This is a genomic window from Pseudemcibacter sp., from assembly GCF_965661635.1.
In the GTDB taxonomy this organism is placed as follows: Bacteria; Pseudomonadota; Alphaproteobacteria; order Sphingomonadales; family Emcibacteraceae; genus Pseudemcibacter.
Genome location: NZ_CBFIEP010000084.1, coordinates 1 through 21,696, shown reverse-complemented (window position 1 = coordinate 21,696; position 21,696 = coordinate 1). Strand labels below are relative to the sequence as shown.

Genomic DNA, 21,696 nt, shown 5'->3' with positions numbered 1-21,696 from the left:
CTTAAATATCAAGATCCGCTACTTTTTCCGCGTTTTCCTGAATAAACTGGAACCTGAGTTCCGGTTTTTTCCCCATTAATTGATCAACTTTTTCAGCTGTTTCTAATCTTGTGCCTTCTTCGATGACCACTTTTAATAATGTACGTTTGCCGCGTAGCATTGTTGTTTCTTTTAATTGCGCGGCCGGCATTTCACCAAGACCTTTAAAGCGGCTGACTTCGATTTTTCCGCGTCCTGTGAAATCCGATTTCATCAATTCGTCTTTATGGTCGTCATCACGGGCGTAACGCACAGTGCCCCCTTGGGCAATGCGGTATAGTGGCGGTTGCGCAAGAAACAAATGCCCGCCTTTGATCAGTTCCGGCATTTCCTGATAAAACATGGTGATCAGAAGCGTTGCTATATGGGCACCGTCCACGTCCGCATCAGTCATGATGATAACGCGTTCATATCTAAGCTGATCTTCCTGATATTTATCACCGTTGCCGCATCCGAGAGCCTGATTAATATCGGAAATTTCCTGATTGGCGCGGATCTTATCGCGAGTGGCGCTTGCCACATTCAGGATTTTACCACGGATCGGTAAGATGGCTTGTGTTTTTCGGTCGCGTGCTTGCTTTGCGGAACCGCCCGCACTGTCACCCTCAACGATATAAATTTCTGTGCCGTCTGCTTCGGCGTTTGAACAGTCCGCAAGCTTACCAGGAAGGCGTAATTTACGTTTCGATGTGGCACTGACGCGTTTCACTTCTTTTTCCGCACGGCGTCGCAGGCGTTCTTCCATGCGTTCCAGCGCCCAACCTAGCAAATCATTTGCCATTGCGGGGGAGCCTGATAACCAATGATCAAAATGATCCCGTAAAGCATTTTCCGTTAACCGTAATGCATCTGGATTGGTAAGTTTATCTTTGGTTTGCCCTTGAAATTGTGGGTTTTTAATGAAAAGCGATATGAGTACGCATGCGCCATTAAAAATATCTTCGCCCGTAAGGCTGGATGCTTTTTTATTGCCGATAAGTTCACCGTAGGCTTTGATCCCTTTAAGAAGCGCGGCACGCACACCGCTTTCATGGGTGCCGCCTTGGGGTGTTGGAACGGTATTGGCGTAGGAAGAAATGCTGCCTTCGCCATATTCCGGCCAAGTAATCGCCCACTCGATCTGCCCCGCTTCATCGGCAAGGGGCACTTTACCGTGGAAATTTTCTTCTGTGACGCAATTTCGTTTTTCCATCAACACGGTTAAATAATCATTGAGGCCGCCCGGGAAATGAAGCGTTTCTTTTTCAGGAACACTTTCTTTTTCCTTTTCAGAAATAAGCGATGGATCACAAGCCCAACGAATTTCGATACCTTTAAAAAGATAGGCTTTCGATTTTGCCATTTTATAAAGGATAGACGGTTTGAATTTGGTTTTTCCTGCGCCAAAAATTTCATGATCAGGAAGAAATGTGACCTTAGTGCCGCGACGATTTGGTGTCGGGCCCAAATTTTGAATGGGACCTTGTGCTTTGCCGCGCTTAAAACTTTGGGTCCAGACTTGCTTGTCACGCGCTACTTCAACATCGGTCCATTCGGAAAGGGCGTTCACAACCGAAATCCCCACACCATGAAGACCGCCGGATGTTTCATAGACTTTGCTATTGAATTTACCACCGGAATGGAGCGTGGTGAAAATAACCTCAAGTGCGGATTTATTCTTGTGCTTTGGATGGGGATCGGTCGGAATACCGCGTCCGTTATCTGTTATGGTGACGGACCCATCACCATTTAAAATTAATTCAATACGGCTGGCAAATCCGGCGACGGCCTCGTCCATGCTGTTATCAAGCACCTCGGCAACCAAATGATGAAGGGCACGTTCATCGGTGCCCCCCACATACATTCCCGGGCGTAGACGGACGGGTTCAAGTCCTTCTAATACTTCGATATCCTTGGCGGAATAGTCGGCGGTAACTGTCGCCGTTTCAAATAAATCGGTCATTCTATGTTTGTGAACTCATAAATTATTAATTAAGGTATTTTGTTACACTATAGAGTATGGTAAAAAATCTCAACACCCAGATATTGATTATTTTTGTTTTTTTTAAAATGGGTTCGGAAATATAATTTTTGGATTAAAATAAGCACAAATGAACAACCCCATTCCATTAAAGCCAGAACGCCGCAAACCGATCATAAAATATACGATGATGAGCTTTTATTTTCTATTCATCGGGTTTTGTGCCATGGGTATTTATTTAAAATGGGATGCGTTAAGCAATCAACGTACATATGACTATGAAGAGGGGTTTGGTGTCTCCGCCCGCGTTCCAGATATGGATAAGGGGCCAAGCTTTCTTGAACGATTAACGCGACGAAACAGACCGAAGGAACCACCCGTAAAATTACCACAACGAAATGAGAGGGCGCTTCAAAAATGGCAAAAATACGCTGCGCCGATTGTTACAGTGCCACAAGGCAATGTAACGGTTATTTTGGTTATCGACGATTTAGGGATTGTCAAACGCACCACAAAAGAGATGATTGATATGGACGTGCCATTAACGCTCGCGTTTTTACCTTATGCAAGCGATATTAGCAGTCAAGTTAATGATGCCTATAATAACGGTCATGATGTTCTAGTTCATATTCCAATGGAGCCAAAAGGAAAAGCGGACCCTGGGCCACATGCTTTATTATCCTCAACTGAGCCTAGCGTGCAAATGGACAGTATTAATTATAATCTTACTCAATTTGAAAATTATGTTGGCATCAATAATCATATGGGCAGTAAATTCACCGAAGATGAAGAGGCGGTAGGAAGACTTCTCAATGTGGTTAAACAAAAAGGATTGTTGGTTCTTGATAGTAAAACCACATCAAACAGTGTGCTTGAATCACTTGCGGATCAAAATGAAATTCCGGTGATTAATCGCGATGTTTTTTTGGATAATACCAATGAAGTTGATTATATTTTAGGACAGCTTAAGGAACTTGAGCAAAAGGCGAAGAAAAACGGCAATGCGGTTGGAATTGGCCACCCTTATCCTGAAACGGTGATTGCTTTAAAACGGTGGATACCGACATTAAAAGAAAAGGGTATCACTATCGTGCCTATCTCACAAACAGTAAGTAAAAAATACGCTAAAACAATCCTTGCTGCTGATTGATGTTTAATAACAGAATTAAAATAATAACCCTTATCCTAGGATTTCTATTCTTTATTCAAAATTCTGTCCTGATGGCACAAAAAAATGAAATGTCGATCGCAAATGCATTTTTGCAACTTCATAAAAATTCAAATCTTAATGCGGTTGAAATAGTTAAATTAGATTTCAAAACATTTCATACGCAAGGCATGGTGAAAATTGATAAGCATTTCTTCCTATCGGCGGTAGAGGTTCTAGAGAAAACCCAAACTTATGCTGAAACCGATGCAATCGAAGATTTTTCTATTACCCGAACGGCTGGTAAAGGGCGAGGGTGGCTTTTTAAATTCAGTGAACGGGGCAATTTAATATCAAAGCTCGAACTAACACATGGCGATGCCTATCATCCTGGCGGCATTGATTTTGATGGGAAGAATATTTGGGTTCCTGTCGGCGAATATCGCCCGAATAGTAAAAGCAATATTTATAAAATTGATCCGCAAAAAATGACGGCAGATTTGTTTTTTTCTGTCGATGATCACATTGGAAATATGGTTTATAATCCTATGACGGATTATTTCCATGGATCTAGTTGGGGGGGACGACGCCTCTATAGGTGGAAATTAGATGAAAATGGTAGAAAAATTTCGGAAAGCTGGCATAAAAACCCTAGTCATTATATCGACTATCAGGATTGTCATTACGCGGGGATGGGCGCGATGCTCTGCGGCGGGGTTCAAACATATCAAACACCAATAGGCGAGTTTTCACTTGGTGGTCTAGAATTGATAGATATTTCTGCTGATAAAGTGAAAATACTTCATCAAATACCGATTACAAAATATCTTTCTGACGGAATAGTCCTCAGCCACAACCCCTTCTGGGCAGAAGTATTGAATGGTAAATTAAAACTATATTTTATGCCCGAACGAAATGGTCATGCGGACCTGCACACATTTGATATAGAGTTAGTGAATTAATAAAGTAAATAAATTTACTGTCCATCACCGAGTTCGGCGAATTGAACGGCTTCTTCGGCGGCTCTAATAAGGGCGCGGGCTTTGTGCTCGCATTCTTGATATTCGCTTTTCCAATTGCTATTGGCAACGACGCCGGCGCCGGCTTGGACGTACATGGTTTTATCTTTCACAATCGCTGTTCTAAGCACGATAGCGGTATCCATACTGCCATCAGCAGAGAAATAACCGACAGCGCCAGCATAAATGCCGCGTTTTTCTTTTTCAAGTTCATCGATAATTTCCATGGCGCGAACCTTTGGTGCCCCTGAAACAGTGCCCGCGGGAAAACCTGCTGCAAGTGTTTTAAGCGCATCATAATCTGGCGCGATTTCGCCTGTTACGTTTGATACGATATGCATAACGTGCGAATAATATTCTATAATCATCCGGTCAGTGACGGATACACTGCCTACTTTGCTGACGCGTCCTACATCATTACGGCCTAGGTCAAGAAGCATAAGATGCTCTGCTACTTCTTTTGGATCGGCGAGTAAGTCTTTTGCGTTTTCAACATCTTCTGCGGCGGTTTTGCCGCGCGGTCGAGTTCCAGCGATAGGACGAATAGTAACTTCGTCGTCACGCAGTCGCACTAGAATTTCGGGACTGGATCCGACAATCGAAAAATCACCAAATTTTAGATAATATAAAAAGGGTGAGGGGTTCGTGCGCCTTAATGCACGGTAAAGTGAAAAGGGTGGTAAATTAAACGGCATACTGAACCGTTGGCTTAAGACCACCTGAAAAATATCACCTGCTGTGATATATTCCTTGGCACGCATGACCATTTTTTCATATTCGGCATGACTGGTGTTGGACGCCGGTTCCTGAAATTCAATATTACTTGGTGTTGCAGGGTTGATTTTTAATGGAGCGGATAGTTTCGCGATAATATCGTTTAACCGTTCTTCGGCCCTAAGATAAGCGAGATCGCCGCTCACATTTTCATCAGGTCTTACGGGTGTTACAATTGTGATTAAATCTGTGACACTATCAAAAACAACCATTATTGTAGGTCGCATAAACATACTATCAGGAGTGCCTATAACATCCGGTTTCGCCTCGGGTAGTTTTTCCATCAGACGAACGCAATCATACCCCATATACCCAATAAGACCTGCGGCGGATGGAGGCATACCTTCTGGTAAATCAATCAGACTTTCTGCGAAAAGTGACCTTAAGCTGTCAAGACTAGGTTCATTACAGGGTTTGAAATCTTTTTCATAAACACCGGAAAGTATTTTGCGATTAATTTCTGCGTTTTCGCCATCAGCACGCCAGATAATATCGGGCTTTAAACCAATGAATGTGTAACGCCCGCGAATAGCACCGCCCTCTACACTTTCAAGAAGGCTTGCGTATTCTTCATTTTCTGCAAGTTTTAGATAAGCACTAACCGACGTTTCAAGATCAGCAACAAGCGTTGTTGAAACAACTGCGGCTTTCCCCGCATTATAGGACATTAAAAAGTCTGATTTATCCGGGGAAGTGGTCATAAGGGTGCTTTATTTACCGTTATTGATCAGTTGGCGTAACAAGAAGGTCAAGTGTTGCCTGAATATTATTAGTGTTAATAGACACCGGAAGTGCATCATAAAGATGATTGGTAAAGGCACCCATCATATCATTTTGCATAGCCGTTTTAATTTGATCTTTGGTGCCCGTGATAGCTTCTTCATCTACTTCTGCTGAAAGAATACGTTCTTTTACGCGAATGAGAACAAAACCATCACCATCAGCGGCCGCAATTTTTTGAATACCGCCCACTTCTTGGCTAAAAATGCTGCCGTGAATGTCTGTGGCAACACTATTGTCAGCATTGGCCCGATCAACAGTCACTTCGTTTACCGAAAAATCACTACTTTGGATATCTTGATATTCGGATAGCGCAAGGGCTGCGGAACCCTCAGCACTAAATTCTTCAGTGATTTTATCCGCAAGTTCGGTAGCGAGTTCTATGCGACGATTGGCAGCCCAGTCTTCGGCAATCTGATCTTTTACCTCATCATAAGGCTTAAGGGTGGCGTCCATAATGTTTTCCACATCAACCATATAAAACTTATTTGAAATTCCTTCGCGTAATTCAAGTTCATCACCAATATTTAACGTAAACGCAACATCAAGAAAGTCGATAATGAGTGGTAAATCATTTGAAGCATTACCGTCAGGCATGATGCCTTCGATACTTACATTCATAACTTTTTTAACGGGAACATTAATTACGGCTGCAATATCATCTAGTGGTGCACCAGCAGCAAGCTCATCATCGATGGTATTGCGTATATCAAACAAGCGATCAATTGCTTGTTCCATTTGAAGGGTTTTAACCAAACCTTCTTTGACTTCTTCAAAAGTACTTATTGAACCAGCATTAACATCACCAAGTTTAAAGATATAAACGCCAAAACCAGTTTCAATCGGTTGCGTGTAACCATTAGCAGCAAGGCTATAAAGTTCATTTGCCGCATCTTCACCGTATAGCGAAACAAACTCGTCTCGGGTTTGTGGCTCAAACTTACTGTCTTCTGCACTGTCACCTGTTCGGTCAGATAAAACCTGCTCAAATGCTTTGCCGCCTTCAAGGTCGGCAATGGCCGCTTCGGCCGCATCCATATCATCAAGTAACATTTGAACGAAGCCGCGCTCTTCTTCCTGAGTGTAGCTCATAATGCGACTTTCATACATTTCGCGAGCAACAGTATCATCAATTTCAATTGTTGCAGCAATATCGTTTGCTGAAATTTCAAAATAACTTAGATCGCGATATTCAGGTGCCATATATAACGGGTTATTATCATCATAAAAGGCCGTAAGAATTTCATCTGTTGCTTCACCGATAGCAGTCATGTTGCTAGCGGGGATGGTGAGAACTTCGGCAACGCGTTTTTCTGTTGTATATTTTGTTAATGTATCAGCTGAAATATCGGGTGTTTCAATATTATTCATTATGGCTTCGACAAATTGTCCACGAACAAGATCGGCGCGCATTAATTCTTCAAATTGTTGAACGCCATAACCTTGACCTGCTGCGATTTGTTCGAAATAACTGCGGTTAAAAGCGCCTGTTTCATCTTGGAAGGTTGGAATTGACATTATATAATCGCGTAATTCATCATCCGTTACCCTAAGGCCAAGATTTCGTGCTTCAACATCAAAAGCTTTGCGGTCAGCCATTTGCGAAATAACCTGATTACCAAACCCAAATTGAACCGCGAGTTCCTTTGTGAATGTTTCACCGAAACGAGCCTGACTTTGGCGAAATTCCATTTCAAAACTTTGAGCAAATTCATTTACAGTGATTGTATCGTCACCCACTTCCACAACATTATTAGATGTAAGGGTGCTAAGTGGATCACCAATCCCCCAAAGAGCAAAGCTGAAAATAAGGAAAGTAAGCAATATACCCGCAAGTAGGGATCCCATGCCTTTTCTGAAAAAGTCTAACATTCAATAAAACCTGTTTCTTAAATTTATGAACGGGCATATATCTTTATGAAAATATGCAGTTCTCATAATATTTGCGGCATAATAGTGAGCGGCGCAATTATTCGCAACCATAAAAGAAGCGATTTTTTAGGAAACGGGGCTGTTTTTTACTAATCCGTATAGAATTATCAATAAATATCTGTTAGTCAGTCATTAATTAACAATTTAATGAAGGAACGCACGATATGACTGCTCCGAAAGCACTTGTTGCTGGTAACTGGAAAATGAACGGCCTTAAGGCTGCGACATCTGAAATTAATCGTCTTAATGATTTAATAAATGAAAAGGGTGCAAAATGTGATGTTCTTATCTGTCCACCTTTTACATTAATCAGCACTTTGGTTGATACAGGTGCCAAACATGTTGCTATTGGTGCGCAGGATTGTCATATGAATGTTTCTGGCGCTCATACGGGTGATATTTCCGCTGAAATGATCAAAGAGTTGGGTTGTGATCATATTATCGTAGGACATTCTGAAAGACGTGCGGATCACGCTGAAAGCAATGAAACCGTTAAAGAAAAAGCCGCAGCCGCACAGGCACAAGGCGCAATAGCGATTATTTGTGTTGGTGAAACGATAGATGAACGTGAAGCAGGTAAAGCACTTGATATTGTTACAAGTCAGGTCAAAGCATCTATTCCGGATGATGCAACAGCAGATAATACAATTATTGCATATGAACCCGTTTGGGCGATCGGTACGGGCAAAGTACCAACAGCGGCTGATGTGGAAGAAGTGCATGCAGCCGTACGCGATGTATTAATTGATCGTTTTGGTTCAGCCGGGGATAATATTAATATTTTATATGGTGGTTCAGTTAAAGCCTCAAATGCGAATGAATTAATGTCAGTGGCAAATGTCAATGGCGCACTTGTTGGTGGTGCAAGCCTTAAGGCGGATGACTTTTACGGAATTATTTCTGCTTATGATCAAATAGGCTAAATTAATACTAGCCAAGCTTGAATGTTTGGAGTAAAAGCCTCTTGTAAATGAATCAAGTGACGTTATGTAAAGCTTGTGTTTAAAAATTAAATTGGAAGAGTAAGAAAATGCAAGAAGTTGTTCTTGTTATACATCTGATGTTGGCGATTGCCCTTGTTATTACTGTATTGTTACAGCAATCAGAAGGGGGCGGCCTTGGTATCGGTGGTGGACAGGGAAGCATGATGACTGGTCGTGCAGCCGCAAATCTTTTAACACGCCTTACAACAATTTTGGTTGCTTGTTTTTTTGTAACAAGTTTGACCCTTGCATGGATTGCGAAACAGGATTCCGGAAGCTCGTCAGTGCTTGATGGTGTAACCCCAATGGCGCCCGCCGCGGTTGAGCAACAAGCTCCCGTTAAGGAAGAGCCTGCGGTACCACAAGTTCCAGTTTCAAACTAATTTTCAAACGGCGCCATTGGTGCCGTTTGTTTTATAAAAGACTAATATTAAAAGTTCATATTTCTGGATTGTTAGCAACCAATGACACGTTATATATTTATTACTGGTGGTGTGGTTTCCTCTTTAGGGAAGGGACTTCTCTCCGCAGCTCTTGGCGCGCTTTTGCAATCGCGCGGTTATTCCGTAAGACTTAGAAAACTTGATCCTTATCTAAATGTTGATCCGGGTACAATGTCGCCTTATCAGCACGGCGAAGTTTTTGTTACCGATGATGGGGCGGAAACAGATCTTGACCTTGGTCATTATGAACGCTTCACAGGTGTACCCGCAAGACAATCAGATAATGTCACAACTGGCCGCATATATTCAGATATTATCGCCAAAGAACGCCGCGGTGATTATCTTGGTGCGACAGTGCAGGTTATTCCGCATGTAACCAACGCCATTAAAGAATTTGCAACATCAGACGTTGATGAAGAAACTGATTTCGTTCTCTGTGAAGTGGGTGGTACAATCGGTGATATTGAAAGCTTACCTTTCTTGGAAGCGCTGCGTCAACTTGGCAATGATATGCGCGGTCAATGTATATATGTGCATTTGACGCTTGTGCCATATATTAAAGCCGCGGGTGAACTTAAAACAAAACCGACACAGCATTCCGTTAAAGAACTTCTCAGTATTGGTATTCAGCCAGATGTGCTTGTATGTCGCTGTGAACATGAAATTCCCGATGAGGAGCGCCGTAAAATCGGTCTTTTCTGTAATGTTCCAGAAAGTGCTGTAATTCAGGCATTAGATGCGAACAGCATTTATGAAGTGCCACTAAATTATCATGCTGAAGGTTTGGATGTTGAAGTGCTTAAAGCCTTTAATATTGATCCGAAGGACCAGGAACCTGATCTTACGCGTTGGCTTGATGTTTCTGATCATGTTAATGAACCGGAAGGTGAAGTTAACATTGCCATTGTAGGAAAATATGTTCAGCTTCGTGATGCCTATAAGTCATTATCAGAAGCTTTAATTCATGGTGGGTTTGCTAATAATGTTAAAGTAAATCTTGAATGGATTGATGCAAAAGAATTTGAAGATGACGCCGCCTTAAGTAAACTAGAAAAAGTGGACGGCATTCTTGTGCCTGGTGGCTTTGGCGAGCGGGGCGCAGAAGGGAAAATTGCGGCTGCGAAATTCGCCCGTGAGCGTAAAATTCCTTATTTTGGAATATGTTTCGGAATGCAGATGGCTTGCATCGAAGCCGCAAGAAATCTTGCCAATATCCAAGGGGCAAATTCCACCGAATTTGGTGAGTGCGAAGCGCCGATTGTTGGCCTTATGACCGAATGGGAACTTGATGGTGTTATTCATCAACGCAGCGAAGAAGACGACAAAGGCGGCACAATGCGCCTCGGTGCATATGATGCTACACTCGTTGAAGGAAGCCATGTCGCAGAAATTTACGGCAGTAACACAATTAGTGAACGTCATCGTCATCGTTACGAGGTAAACATAAATTACCGTGAAATTCTCGAAGAGGCGGGGTTAACTTTCTCAGGACTTTCACCAGATGAAACGTTGCCAGAAATTGTAGAAATTAAAGATCATCCGTGGTTTATCGGTGTTCAGTTCCATCCGGAACTTAAATCAAAACCGTTTGATCCACACCCATTATTTGCTTCATTCATTGAAGCAGCCCTTAATCAATCAAGATTAGTATAATTAATAACTAGAGAATTATCATGACAGCAATTATTGATATCAAAGGCCGCGAAATTATTGATAGCCGCGGCAATCCAACCGTTGAAGTTGACGTTACATTGGAAACGGGCGCCTTTGGTCGCGCTGCGGTGCCAAGTGGCGCATCAACTGGCGCACACGAAGCCGTTGAGCTTCGCGATGGTGGCAAGCGTTATATGGGTAAAGGGGTTGAACAAGCCGTTGAAGCCGTAAATACGGAACTTTATGATGCGCTAACGGGCTTAGACGCTGAAGAGCAAATTATCCTTGATAATGCCATGCGCGATTTGGATGGAACAGAAAATAAATCCCGTCTTGGTGCCAATGCGATCTTGGGCGTTAGTCTAGCAACAGCAAAGGCCGCCGCTGACGAAGCCGCAATGCCATTATATGCTTATCTTGGTGGGCCACACGCCCATGTGCTTCCGGTGCCAATGATGAACATCATTAATGGTGGTGAGCATGCCGATAACCCGATTGATATTCAGGAATTTATGATTATGCCGGTTTCCGCGGGTAATGTTCGTGAAAGCATTCAAATGGGAGCGGAAATTTTCCATACCTTAAAGAAAAACCTGTCTGACGCGGGCCATAACACGGGCGTTGGCGACGAGGGCGGATTTGCACCAAATTTAAACGGTACAACAGATGCACTAGATTTCATTATGAAATCCATTGAGAATGCGGGCTATAATCCTGGCGAAGATATCATGCTTGCGCTTGATAGCGCCTCATCAGAATTTTATAAAGACGGAAATTATGTTTTAGCGGGTGAGGGCAAAACCTTAGACGCGGGTGGCATGGTCGATTATTACGTTGATCTATGTAACAAATACCCAATCCTTTCCATAGAAGACGGCCTTGACGAAGATGACTGGGAAGGCTGGAAAGCATTAACAGACGCCATTGGCGATAAAGTACAGCTTGTTGGTGATGATCTTTTTGTAACGAACCCAAAACGCCTCTCTGATGGTATTGATCAGGGCGTTGCCAACTCAATCTTGGTGAAAGTAAATCAAATCGGAACATTATCCGAGACATTTAATGCCGTTAACATGGCGCACCGCGCGCAATATACATCGGTGATGTCACACAGAAGCGGCGAAACAGAAGACGCAACCATCGCGGATCTTGCGGTGGCATTAAATTGCGGACAGATCAAAACAGGATCACTCGCGCGCTCAGACAGATTAGCAAAATACAACCAACTAATCCGCATCGAAGAAATGCTCGGTTCAGCGGCCCATTACGCAGGTAAAAGTATCCTTCGTTAATTTGTAAATATAATTATTTATTAAAGCTTCTGAACGAAAGTTCAGAGGCTTTTTTTGATTATTAACAAGGAAAAATCTCTATTTCATATTTACTAGGGTGTCTATGTGCACCTAGCACTTTTATTTGAGGAAAAGAAGCCATTAAGAAGCGTGAAAATATTACAGGTATTGTGTTTTCGTTGGAAACTTTTTCTTCTACGAGAAAATTTGCAAAATTTGAGTTGCAGCTTGATTTCAATTTATAGACATCTTCCGGTAAAAACTCATTGTCCCAATAACGAATTCCATAAATTAGTTCTGTAATAGTTTCCATTGGAATTTTCTTTAAACTCAGATGCTCTCTATTATCTCCAGGAAGTTTTACTAGATCATCATAATAATCGTTAGGTGCTTCCCAAACTTGCCTCCATTCTTTTTCATAAATCCAATTATCGCTTTTTTGAAGAATAATATCAAAATTGGAAGAGCCGTGCTGTTCCATACGATCGACATATTTAACCCTTTTAAGATTCTCGAAGAAAGAATGATTTGCGTCAAAACCAAGGACTACACCTTTGTGTTTATCAGCATAATGAGCCCATAAAAGTAAATTTGTAGCTGTCTCAGAATAACATGTAATTCCATATTTACTTTCTTCACTCAGTTTAATTACACCTTCATATAAAGAATCATCACCATCCAAAATAATTGAAAATTCAAATGGGTCATTTTGTGAAAAGGGTGCACTCATCGGTATACAATGATTTGAAAACAAACGACACACATCCGCAAAACTTAGATATCTGTAAATCGTATTTATGTCTTTTTGAGAATGCTACATCCTTTTAAAAATTAATTGAGCAATTGTAAATCAAAGGATCTTATATCTAAAGTGATTTGTTTTTGCATCGTTTTATGTGAATTTTCTTATTTCCATGAATCTAGCAATGGGAAAAAATCCCATTTTTATATGGGGTAAAACGAATCGGCATACTATATCTTGTGTTTTTTATAATTCATTGACTCTAAACGATTCTTTTTTGCATTTTTTTATTGACCCGCCGAATCGGCTGTGATTCACTGCTTGCCATGAAGAACGCTAAAACCATATTTGTGCGACTGAAAAGCATGTCACTGCCGTTATTTGCGCTGCTGGTGTCTGCTTATTTTGCTGCGCATGGATTTAATAGTGTCACGTCACAAAAACTGCTGGAACAGGAAATCGCCGCCCTTGAAGCAGAACGACAAATAATAAAAGCGGTGAGGGAGGATCTGGAACTTCATGTAGATCTTCTTTCAAGTGATCATGTTGATCCTGATTATCTTGATGAACTGGCGAGAAGGGAATTGGGCTATGCCCATCCCGATGAAATCATAATTTCAAATAAATAATAATAATATAATCTAGTGAACTAAGGGTCTTTTAAAGCTTAAAAGGCCCTTTTTCTTTTCTATGATTTAAAAATCGTTTGTTTTCATGTTGTTATGGCAAGGGTAAGTTTTTGCTTGAGAGTCAACAAAAAAGTGTGATTAACCTAATTTTAGTTAATTTAAAAAAAATGTTGTATTTCAATAACTTTTAGTGATTATAGTACTATGTTTTAAGGAGAAATCTATATCCTTAAATAGTTTGAAATCCGGCAAAGGTGAAGTGCCGGTTTTTTAGACTATGGACTAATATCAACAATAAGAGTGAGGAATATGGCTAAAAAACCCACGACCCGCAAGACAACTAAAAGCGGGAAACCCGCCGCACGCCGCAAAGCTGTAAAGTCGAATGTACCTGCAGCTTCTGATGCAGATCTAATCAAATACTATAAAGACATGCTTATGATGCGCCGCTTTGAAGAAAAAGCAGGTCAAATGTATGGCATGGGCTTAATTGGTGGTTTCTGTCACCTTTATATTGGTCAGGAAGCCGTTGTTACAGGTATTCAAGCCGAATTAAAAGACGGCGATAGTATTTTGACAAGTTACCGCGATCACGCACACATGTTAGCGTGTGGGATTGATCCAAAAGTTATTCTGGCGGAATTAACCGGTCGTGAAACCGGCATTTCAAAAGGTAAAGGCGGTTCAATGCATATGTTTAGTGTTGAACATGGTTTCTTTGGTGGTCATGGTATCGTTGGTGCACAGGTTCCCATTGGTGCTGGTCTCGCGTTTGCTCATAAATACCGTAAAAATGATAATGTATCTGTGACATATTTCGGTGACGGTGCCGTAAACCAAGGCCAAGTCTATGAAAGTTTTAACATGGCGCGCCTTTGGAATCTTCCGGTTATCTTTGTGATTGAGAATAACCAATATGCGATGGGTACATCTATTGCACGTTCATCATCAGAAGTAGAGCTATTCCGCCGTGGTGAAAGCTTTAAAATTGAAGGCGAAATGATTGATGGTATGGATGTGCTTGCGGTTCGTGAAGCCGCCGCGCGTGCGGTTGCCAAATGCCGTAAGGGTGAGGGGCCTGTTCTTCTTGAAATGAAGACTTACCGTTACCGCGGACATTCTATGTCTGACCCTGCGAAATATCGCTCTAAAGAAGAAGTATCGAAAATGCGTGCAGAATTTGATCCAATTGATCAGGTTAAAAACCGCATCCTTGAAGGCAATATAATGTCTGAAGATGAGCTAAAAGCCATTGATAAGGAAATTAAAGCCGTTGTATCAGAAGCTGCTGACTTTGCGCAGATAAGTGCTGAACCGGATCCATCTGAATTATATACCGACGTTTTGGTCGCCGAATAAGATACGAATAAAGGAGATATCAATATGTCTGTAGAAATTTTACTTCCTGCAATGTCGCCGACGATGACTGAAGGAAATGTTGCAAAATGGAACTTCAACGAAGGCGATAAAGTTGCCCCGGGTGATGTTCTAGCTGAAATCGAAACCGATAAAGCGACCATGGAGCTTGAAACTGATGAAGAAGGTGTACTTGGAAAAATCCTTGTTGCTGAAGGTTCAGAAGGTATTGCCGTTGGAACATTAATCGCCGTTATATTAGAGGACGGCGAAGATGCGAGCGTTTTAGACGGTATAACAGCGACTGTTGCTGCGCCCGCGAGTGAGCCACCTGTTATTGAAACCACAGAAGCGGCGCCAGTGCCGGAATTGTCCGCCCCAGTGGCAGCGATTCCTGTGGAAAGTGATCTACCAGAAGGGACAACATTTACCAATATGACGGTTCGTGAAGCGCTTCGTGATGCGATGGCAGAAGAAATGCGTCTCGATAAAGATGTTTTTGTAATGGGTGAAGAGGTTGCAGAATACCAAGGCGCCTATAAAGTTACGCAAAACTTACTTCAAGAATTTGGTGAAGAACGCGTAATTGATACCCCAATTACCGAGCACGGTTTTGCCGGACTTGCTGTTGGTGCTGCGATGGCGGGTCTTAAGCCAGTTGTTGAATTTATGACATTTAACTTTGCCATGCAGGCAATTGACCAAATCATTAATAGTGCCGCAAAAACAAATTACATGTCAGGCGGTCAAATTCGCTGTCCAATGGTATTTCGTGGCCCAAATGGTGCCGCAAGTCGTGTGGGTGCGCAGCATTCACAAAACTATGCATCATGGTATGCTCATGTTCCGGGATTAATTGTTGTCGCTCCTTATAGTGCTGCTGATTGTAAAGGATTATTAAAAGCGGCGATTAAAAACCCGAACCCTGTGATCTTCCTTGAGAATGAAATCACATATGGTTATAGCTTCGATGTACCAGATATTGAGGATTACACGGTTCCAATTGGTAAAGCGAAAGTTGTTCGTGAAGGTGCGGACGTCACGCTTGTGTCTTATTCAATCGGTGTAAAATTTGCTCTTGATGCGGCTGAAAAACTTGCTGCAGAAGGTGTTGATGCGGAAGTGATTGATCTAAGAACTATTCGTCCACTAGACATGGATACAATTATTGAATCTGTGAAGAAAACAAACCGTGTTGTTTGTGTTGAAGAGGGCTGGGCAACATGTTCCGTCAGCTCAGAAATTTCAGCACGCCTAATGGAAGATGCATTTGATTATCTTGATGCACCGGTAATGCGTGTGACAAACGAAGATGTTCCAATGCCTTACGCTGCTAACCTTGAAAAACTTGCTGTGGTAAGTGACGATCTAATTGTCGCTGCTGCGAAACAAGTTTGTTATAAGCAAGGAGAATAAACATGGCTATTGCACTTACTATGCCTGCGCTTTCCCCAACTATGGAAACTGGTACTCTGGCCAAATGGCTTGTAAAAGAAGGCGACGAAGTTGAAAGCGGTACAATACTTGCTGAAATTGAAACTGACAAAGCCACTATGGAATTCGAAAGCATTGATGATGGTATTGTTGGCAAGATCGTTATAGCCGAAGGCGCCGAAAATGTCGCCGTTGGTGAATTGATCGCCGTATTACTTGAAGATGGTGAAGATGCCTCTGCTATGGATAGTGTTGCTGCTGCCGCTCCGGCACCAGCTGCACCTGCGGCTGCACCGACACCTGAAGCATCGCCAGCTCCTGCTGCTGCTGCGCCTGCTCCAACACCAGCACCAGCCCCTGCGGCGGCTCCTGCTGCTCCAGTTGCAAGCGGGGAGCGCGTTTTTGCGTCACCGCTTGCGCGCCGAATTGCGGAACAAAGTGGTTATGATATTTCGCAAATTCCAGGCACAGGTCCACGTGGACGTGTTATAAAACGCGATGTTGAAAGTTATACACCTGCTGCGGCTACTTCTGCGGCGATGGGGGCAGTATCAATGGACGGTGATACACCATTCGAAGAAATCAAACTTAGCAATATGCGTAAAACAATTGCGAAGCGCTTAACGGAAAGCAAACAAACAGTTCCACATTTCTATGTGACTGTGGATATTGAGCTTGATAATTTAATGACGGCGCGTAAGCAGCTTAATGCTATGTCTGACGAATATAAGATTTCCGTCAATGATTTCATCATTAAAGCTTGTGCAGCGGCGCTTATGAAAGTTCCTGCGGCTAATGTTCAATACATGGGTGATACCATGCGTCAATTCAAACGCGCCGATATTTCGGTTGCAGTTGCAATTGAAGGTGGTTTGATTACGCCTGTTGTTCGCGGTGCGGATATGAAAGGTCTTCGTCAGATTTCTGATGAAACCAAAGATCTTGCAAGACGTGCACAGGAAGGGAAACTCGCCCCTGAGGAATATGCAGGTGGGACATTCTCAATTTCAAACATGGGTATGATGGGCGTGAAGAATTTTGACGCGGTAATTAACCCGCCACAAGCGGCAATTTTGGCAGTCGGCGCTGGTGAACAGCGTCCAGTTGTTAAAAATGGTGAATTAACAGTTGCGACTGTGATGACTGTGACACTTTCATGTGATCACCGTGCCATTGATGGTGCCGTTGGCGCAGAATATATCGCAGCGGTGAAAATGTTCCTTGAACAACCATCCGCAATGTTACTGTAAGGAGTTAAGAATATGACTGCACAAAAATTTGATATGGTCGTGCTTGGCTCTGGCCCGGGTGGATATGTTGCTGCAATTCGTGCGGCGCAGCTTGGTTATGAAACGGCCGTAATTGAACGCGCTGAATTAGGTGGTATTTGTCTAAACTGGGGTTGTATCCCGACGAAGGCATTATTACGTTCAGCCGAAGTATTTCATAATATGAAACATGCCGCAGATTATGGTCTTGTTGCCGGACAGCTTGGATTTGATATTGACAAAGTAGTGTCAAGAAGCCGTGGTATCGCGGGCCAATTAAGCGCAGGCATCAAGCATTTGATGAAAAAGAACAAAATTACTGTGATCGAAGGAAATGGTAAACTTGTGAAGCCTGGTGTTTTATCAGTCGAAAAAGACGGTAAAAAAACTGAGGTACATGGTACGGATATTATTCTGGCGACTGGCGCGCGCGCAAAAGAACTGCCGCACCTTAAGGCGGATGGCGAGCGTGTTTGGACATATCGTCATGCGTTAACACCTAAAGAAGTACCTGGTAAGCTCTTGGTGATTGGTTCAGGCGCTATTGGTATTGAATTTGCCAGTTTTTATAATGAACTTGGTTCAGATGTAACTGTTGTGGAAATGATGGACCGTGTTATGCCGGTGGAAGACGAAGAAATTTCTGCTTTCTCGCAAAAATCATTTAAATCCCAAGGCATTAATATCATGACGGAAGCGTCAGTGACGAAGCTTGATAAAAAAGCCAAAACAGTAGTTTGTACAGTTGAAAGCAAAGGCGGTAAATCACAGCAGATCGAAGTTGATAATGTAATTATTGCCATTGGTATTGACGGAAACGCAGAAAATATCGGTCTTGAAGAAAATAAAATCAAGGTTGACCGTGGTCATGTTGTGACCGATGAATGGGGTCATACTGGTGTTAATGGTGTTCACGCAATCGGCGATTTAACGGGGCCACCATGGCTTGCGCATAAGGCCAGCCATGAAGGTGTTGTTTTGGTTGAAAAGATTGCCAAAGATAAAGGCCATAAAGAAATCACCGACGTGCATCCAATGGATAAAGGTAATATTCCAGGATGTACATATTGCCGCCCACAAGTGGCAAGTGTTGGCATGACTGAAAAAGCGGCAATTGCAGCAGGTCATAAGGTAAAGGTTGGACGTTTCCCATTCATTGGGAATGGTAAAGCCATTGCCATGGGTGAAGCAGAAGGCATGATGAAAACTGTTTTTGATGCAAAAACAGGAGAAATGCTTGGCGCACACATGGTCGGTGCAGAAGTAACCGAGATGATCCAAGGCTATACTGTTGCTCGTACACTAGAGACAACAGAAGTAGAACTTATGCATACAGTGTTCCCACATCCAACAATGTCGGAAATGATGCATGAGGCAGTACTTGACGCCTTTGGTAAGACACTCCATATGTAAGGAAACCCTTACGCGAGGAACGCATGGATAAAGCAGTAAAAGCAGAAGTGACCGAAAGCGGTCACGTCAGAAAGCCTGAATGGATACGGGTGAAAGCACCCGTGTCTAAAGGATATCAAGAAACACGTAAATTAATGCGTGGTTTAAAGCTTAATACAGTATGTGAAGAGGCCGCATGCCCGAATATCGGTGAATGCTGGACGAAAAAGCATACGACGGTCATGATCCTTGGGGATACATGCACGAGAGCATGTCGTTTTTGTAATATCAAAACGGGTAAGGGCAATCCGGTAGATCCAGATGAACCAGCGCATGTTGCTGAAATGGTTGTTACAACCCAGATGAAGCATATTGTGATAACATCTGTTGACCGCGATGATCTTAAGGATGGTGGTGCCCATCAATTCGTTAAAGTGATCGAAGCCATTCGTGAAGCATCGCCCGAAACAACCATTGAAATTCTAACACCTGATTTTAGAAATAAACCTGGTGCGCTTGAAACTGTTGTAAAAGCGAAACCGGATGTTTTTAATCATAACCTTGAAACCGTTCCGCGTCTTTATACTCGTATTCGTCCGGGAGCTAGATACTTCCATTCATTAAATCTGCTTGCACGCGTTAAAGAAATGGATCCGGAAATTTTTACAAAATCCGGTATTATGGTTGGTCTTGGTGAAGATGAAGTAGAGGTCATGCAAGTGATGGATGATATGCGTTCTGCTGATATTGATTTTATGACGATTGGTCAATATTTACAGCCAACAAAAAAGCATGCTGATGTAATTGAGTTTATTACTCCGGATCAGTTTCTAAAGTTTAAGAAAGTTGCTAAAATCAAAGGGTTTTTGCATGTTTCATCATCGCCTTTAACACGTTCAAGTCATCACGCCAGTGAAGATTTCGAAGTATTACAGGCGGCACGTAAAGAGCTTCTTAAAAAGAAAGGGGCGCTTGCCCATAATGATGCTCCTATTGATATTGATGAGATGAAAAAGCATAATCCGCTTTATGATTGATCATGCCAAAGTTCGTAGAAGATAGAATATTCCCATATGACGCCAAGCAGATGTTTGATCTGGTGGCGGATGTTGGAAAATATCCTGAATTTTTACCGTGGTGCATTGGTTCGCGACTATATAACGTGAAGCAAGATGATTTTTATGCTGACCTTATTATTGGTTTTAAAGTCTTTCGCGAAAGATTTACGAGCCATGTAAAATTGTCAGATGGAAAAATAGAAATTGATTACATAAAAGGACCACTTGAATATCTTCATAATCTTTGGGAAATCAAAGATTTAGAAGAGGGCGGTTCCGCGCTTCATTTTGAAGTGGATTTTGAATTTAGAAATAAAATATTCCAAAAAATGATTGGTGGCTTGTTTACTGAAGCGGTTCACCGTATGGTCGAATCTTTCGAAACCAGAGCCATCGAGCTTTATGGAAAATAAAGGATATTAAAATGACAAACACAGTATTTCCCGCACAACCGACGCCGCTTGTTGATATTGCCGGCCGTGATGAAAAATTCCCAGTGAACCGTATTTATTGTGTTGGTCTTAATTATGTGGATCACGTACTTGAGTTTGGTGAGGATCCAAGCAAAGTTGATCCAGTTTATTTTATGAAGCCTGGTGATGCTGTTGTTGCCGATGGTGTTGATGTGCCATACCCGCAGCACACCAATAATTTCCATTATGAAATTGAGCTTGTCGTTGCCATTGGCAAAGAGGCATACAATATTTCAGAAGATCAAGCCGAAGACCATATTTTTGGCTATGCGGTAGGTAATGATTTAACAAGAAGAGATATGCAGCTTGTCCTTAAAGCAAAAGGTATGCCTTGGGACCCTTCAAAAGGGTTTGACATGTCTGCTCCTATTTCTGCTATTCATCCTGCGGCAGATATTGGTCACCCAAAAGAAGGCCGTATCTGGCTTAGTGTTAATGGTGATGTAAAACAAGACGGCAATATTAATCAATTAATCGCCAGCGTCAAAAAGGTCGTTTCACAACTTTCTGAACTTTATGTCTTAAAACCTGGCGATCTGATTTATTCCGGTACGCCATCTGGAATTGGCCCTGTGGTTAAGGGCGATGTGATGGAAGCTGGAATTGACGGAATTGATACGCTTACGACTAAGATTGTGTAGTTTAAAGTGTTGGGAAAATATATATTCATCGTAAGGTAAAATATATGTTTGAATATATGATAACGAAATATGACCAATCCCAAAGAGATGAAACTGGTCGCTATGTAGGTCCAAGTTCTTGGACATGTTATTCTGATGCTGGCAAAAAGTTTGATGGTAAAACTCTAACTTTAAAAGAATGTCTTTTAGTTGAAGAAAAATATATTGATGCGGCTATTAAATTATTCGATCTGAGCAAACTTCCATATTTACGGCTAACGCGCGTGAAATTTCATGAAGCGATTAAAAATGAAGTTCGTTCGCAAGGTGAACCCTTATATGACCCTGAGTTTGAATTAATTGATTTCTCTGAAGATGCGAAAATACTTCCAGAAAATTTACGTATTGTTCTTAAAATGATTTTTAGAGGATACGGATGGGCGAGTTTAGAATGGAAAAATAAATTTTATGTCCATATTGGCTGGGATTTTTATATGTATATCGGGATTACAAGTGAAGACCAGAATATTCTAAATGATATTCGGTCTGTACCCCGTCAAGGCTTATGAGACCATTTAAAGTATTTGCATAAGAGAGGTTTTGATCTCATCGTAATTTTGTGAAGGAATGAAGATGAGAACTAAACCTACTAATTCAAAAGCCACCAAGATGGTTAAAGATATTCGCCGTGCTAATCGTAAA

At 42.1% G+C, this 21,696-nt stretch carries 19 protein-coding genes; 15 read left to right on the top strand and 4 right to left on the bottom strand.

What is annotated here, in order from left to right; all coding sequences use genetic code 11:
- Window position 1 precedes the first annotated feature (1 nt).
- On the bottom strand, window positions 2-1,981 hold the full coding sequence (gene parE, locus ACTF6W_RS06075; RefSeq protein ID WP_438993655.1) for a DNA topoisomerase IV subunit B: 1,980 nt from the start codon (window positions 1,979-1,981) through the stop codon (window positions 2-4).
- 148 nt (window positions 1,982-2,129) lie between these two features.
- Between parE and ACTF6W_RS06070 the strand changes: the two genes are divergently transcribed.
- Window positions 2,130-3,149, top strand: coding sequence for a divergent polysaccharide deacetylase family protein (locus ACTF6W_RS06070; RefSeq protein ID WP_438993654.1), 1,020 nt, complete (start codon window positions 2,130-2,132; stop codon window positions 3,147-3,149).
- An 89-nt stretch (window positions 3,150-3,238) separates the two neighbouring features.
- Window positions 3,239-4,108: a DUF6454 family protein gene (locus ACTF6W_RS06065; protein ID WP_438993653.1), complete on the top strand. Its 870-nt coding sequence runs from the start codon at window positions 3,239-3,241 to the stop codon at window positions 4,106-4,108.
- A 14-nt stretch (window positions 4,109-4,122) separates the two neighbouring features.
- Here ACTF6W_RS06065 and trpE read toward each other — a convergent pair whose 3' ends face one another.
- Together trpE and ACTF6W_RS06055 are read right to left on the bottom strand one after the other, a co-directional pair.
- Entirely contained in the window at window positions 4,123-5,640 is a 1,518-nt protein-coding gene (gene trpE, locus ACTF6W_RS06060; protein WP_438993652.1) for an anthranilate synthase component I, read from the bottom strand.
- 19 nt (window positions 5,641-5,659) lie between these two features.
- Window positions 5,660-7,591 carry a SurA N-terminal domain-containing protein gene (locus ACTF6W_RS06055; protein WP_438993651.1) on the bottom strand — a complete coding sequence of 644 codons (1,932 nt, stop codon included), beginning with the start codon at window positions 7,589-7,591 and terminating at the stop codon, window positions 5,660-5,662.
- 224 nt (window positions 7,592-7,815) lie between these two features.
- On the opposite strand from ACTF6W_RS06055, the gene tpiA reads away from it, so the two are divergent.
- From tpiA to eno, 4 genes are all read left to right on the top strand, one after another.
- Window positions 7,816-8,574, top strand: coding sequence for a triose-phosphate isomerase (tpiA, locus tag ACTF6W_RS06050; RefSeq protein ID WP_438993650.1), 759 nt, complete (start codon window positions 7,816-7,818; stop codon window positions 8,572-8,574).
- A gap of 107 nt (window positions 8,575-8,681) precedes the next feature.
- Window positions 8,682-9,017 carry a preprotein translocase subunit SecG gene (gene secG / locus ACTF6W_RS06045; protein WP_438993649.1) on the top strand — a complete coding sequence of 112 codons (336 nt, stop codon included), beginning with the start codon at window positions 8,682-8,684 and terminating at the stop codon, window positions 9,015-9,017.
- Window positions 9,018-9,098: 81 nt separating this feature from the next.
- Window positions 9,099-10,730 (top strand): CTP synthase, encoded by a 1,632-nt coding sequence (locus ACTF6W_RS06040; RefSeq protein ID WP_438993648.1) that lies wholly within the window; start codon window positions 9,099-9,101, stop codon window positions 10,728-10,730.
- 20 nt (window positions 10,731-10,750) lie between these two features.
- Window positions 10,751-12,022, top strand: a complete 1,272-nt coding sequence (gene eno / locus ACTF6W_RS06035; RefSeq protein ID WP_438993647.1) for a phosphopyruvate hydratase — start codon at window positions 10,751-10,753, stop codon at window positions 12,020-12,022.
- Between the two features lie 61 nt (window positions 12,023-12,083).
- Here the strand turns inward: eno and ACTF6W_RS06030 are convergent, their stop codons facing one another.
- Entirely contained in the window at window positions 12,084-12,752 is a 669-nt protein-coding gene (locus tag ACTF6W_RS06030) for a DUF2971 domain-containing protein (RefSeq protein WP_438993646.1), read from the bottom strand.
- 338 nt (window positions 12,753-13,090) lie between these two features.
- Between ACTF6W_RS06030 and ACTF6W_RS06025 the strand changes: the two genes are divergently transcribed.
- The 9 genes from ACTF6W_RS06025 (at window position 13,091) to ACTF6W_RS05985 (ending at window position 21,563) form a co-directional block, all read left to right on the top strand.
- On the top strand, window positions 13,091-13,393 hold the full coding sequence (locus ACTF6W_RS06025) for an FtsB family cell division protein (protein WP_438993645.1): 303 nt from the start codon (window positions 13,091-13,093) through the stop codon (window positions 13,391-13,393).
- Between the two features lie 309 nt (window positions 13,394-13,702).
- Window positions 13,703-14,752 carry a pyruvate dehydrogenase (acetyl-transferring) E1 component subunit alpha gene (gene pdhA / locus ACTF6W_RS06020; RefSeq protein WP_438993644.1) on the top strand — a complete coding sequence of 350 codons (1,050 nt, stop codon included), beginning with the start codon at window positions 13,703-13,705 and terminating at the stop codon, window positions 14,750-14,752.
- Between the two features lie 24 nt (window positions 14,753-14,776).
- A complete protein-coding gene (locus ACTF6W_RS06015) occupies window positions 14,777-16,165 on the top strand; it encodes a pyruvate dehydrogenase complex E1 component subunit beta (RefSeq protein WP_438993643.1) in 1,389 nt (462 codons plus the stop codon).
- A gap of 2 nt (window positions 16,166-16,167) precedes the next feature.
- Window positions 16,168-17,433 carry a pyruvate dehydrogenase complex dihydrolipoamide acetyltransferase gene (locus tag ACTF6W_RS06010; RefSeq protein WP_438993642.1) on the top strand — a complete coding sequence of 422 codons (1,266 nt, stop codon included), beginning with the start codon at window positions 16,168-16,170 and terminating at the stop codon, window positions 17,431-17,433.
- Window positions 17,434-17,445: 12 nt separating this feature from the next.
- Window positions 17,446-18,864 (top strand): dihydrolipoyl dehydrogenase, encoded by a 1,419-nt coding sequence (lpdA, locus tag ACTF6W_RS06005; protein WP_438993641.1) that lies wholly within the window; start codon window positions 17,446-17,448, stop codon window positions 18,862-18,864.
- A gap of 23 nt (window positions 18,865-18,887) precedes the next feature.
- Entirely contained in the window at window positions 18,888-19,880 is a 993-nt protein-coding gene (gene lipA / locus ACTF6W_RS06000) for a lipoyl synthase (RefSeq protein ID WP_438993640.1), read from the top strand.
- Window positions 19,881-19,882: 2 nt separating this feature from the next.
- Window positions 19,883-20,314, top strand: coding sequence for a type II toxin-antitoxin system RatA family toxin (locus ACTF6W_RS05995; RefSeq protein ID WP_438993639.1), 432 nt, complete (start codon window positions 19,883-19,885; stop codon window positions 20,312-20,314).
- Window positions 20,315-20,325: 11 nt separating this feature from the next.
- Window positions 20,326-21,015, top strand: coding sequence for a fumarylacetoacetate hydrolase family protein (locus ACTF6W_RS05990; protein ID WP_438993638.1), 690 nt, complete (start codon window positions 20,326-20,328; stop codon window positions 21,013-21,015).
- A gap of 44 nt (window positions 21,016-21,059) precedes the next feature.
- A complete protein-coding gene (locus tag ACTF6W_RS05985) occupies window positions 21,060-21,563 on the top strand; it encodes a hypothetical protein (protein WP_438993637.1) in 504 nt (167 codons plus the stop codon).
- Window positions 21,564-21,696 lie beyond the last annotated feature (133 nt).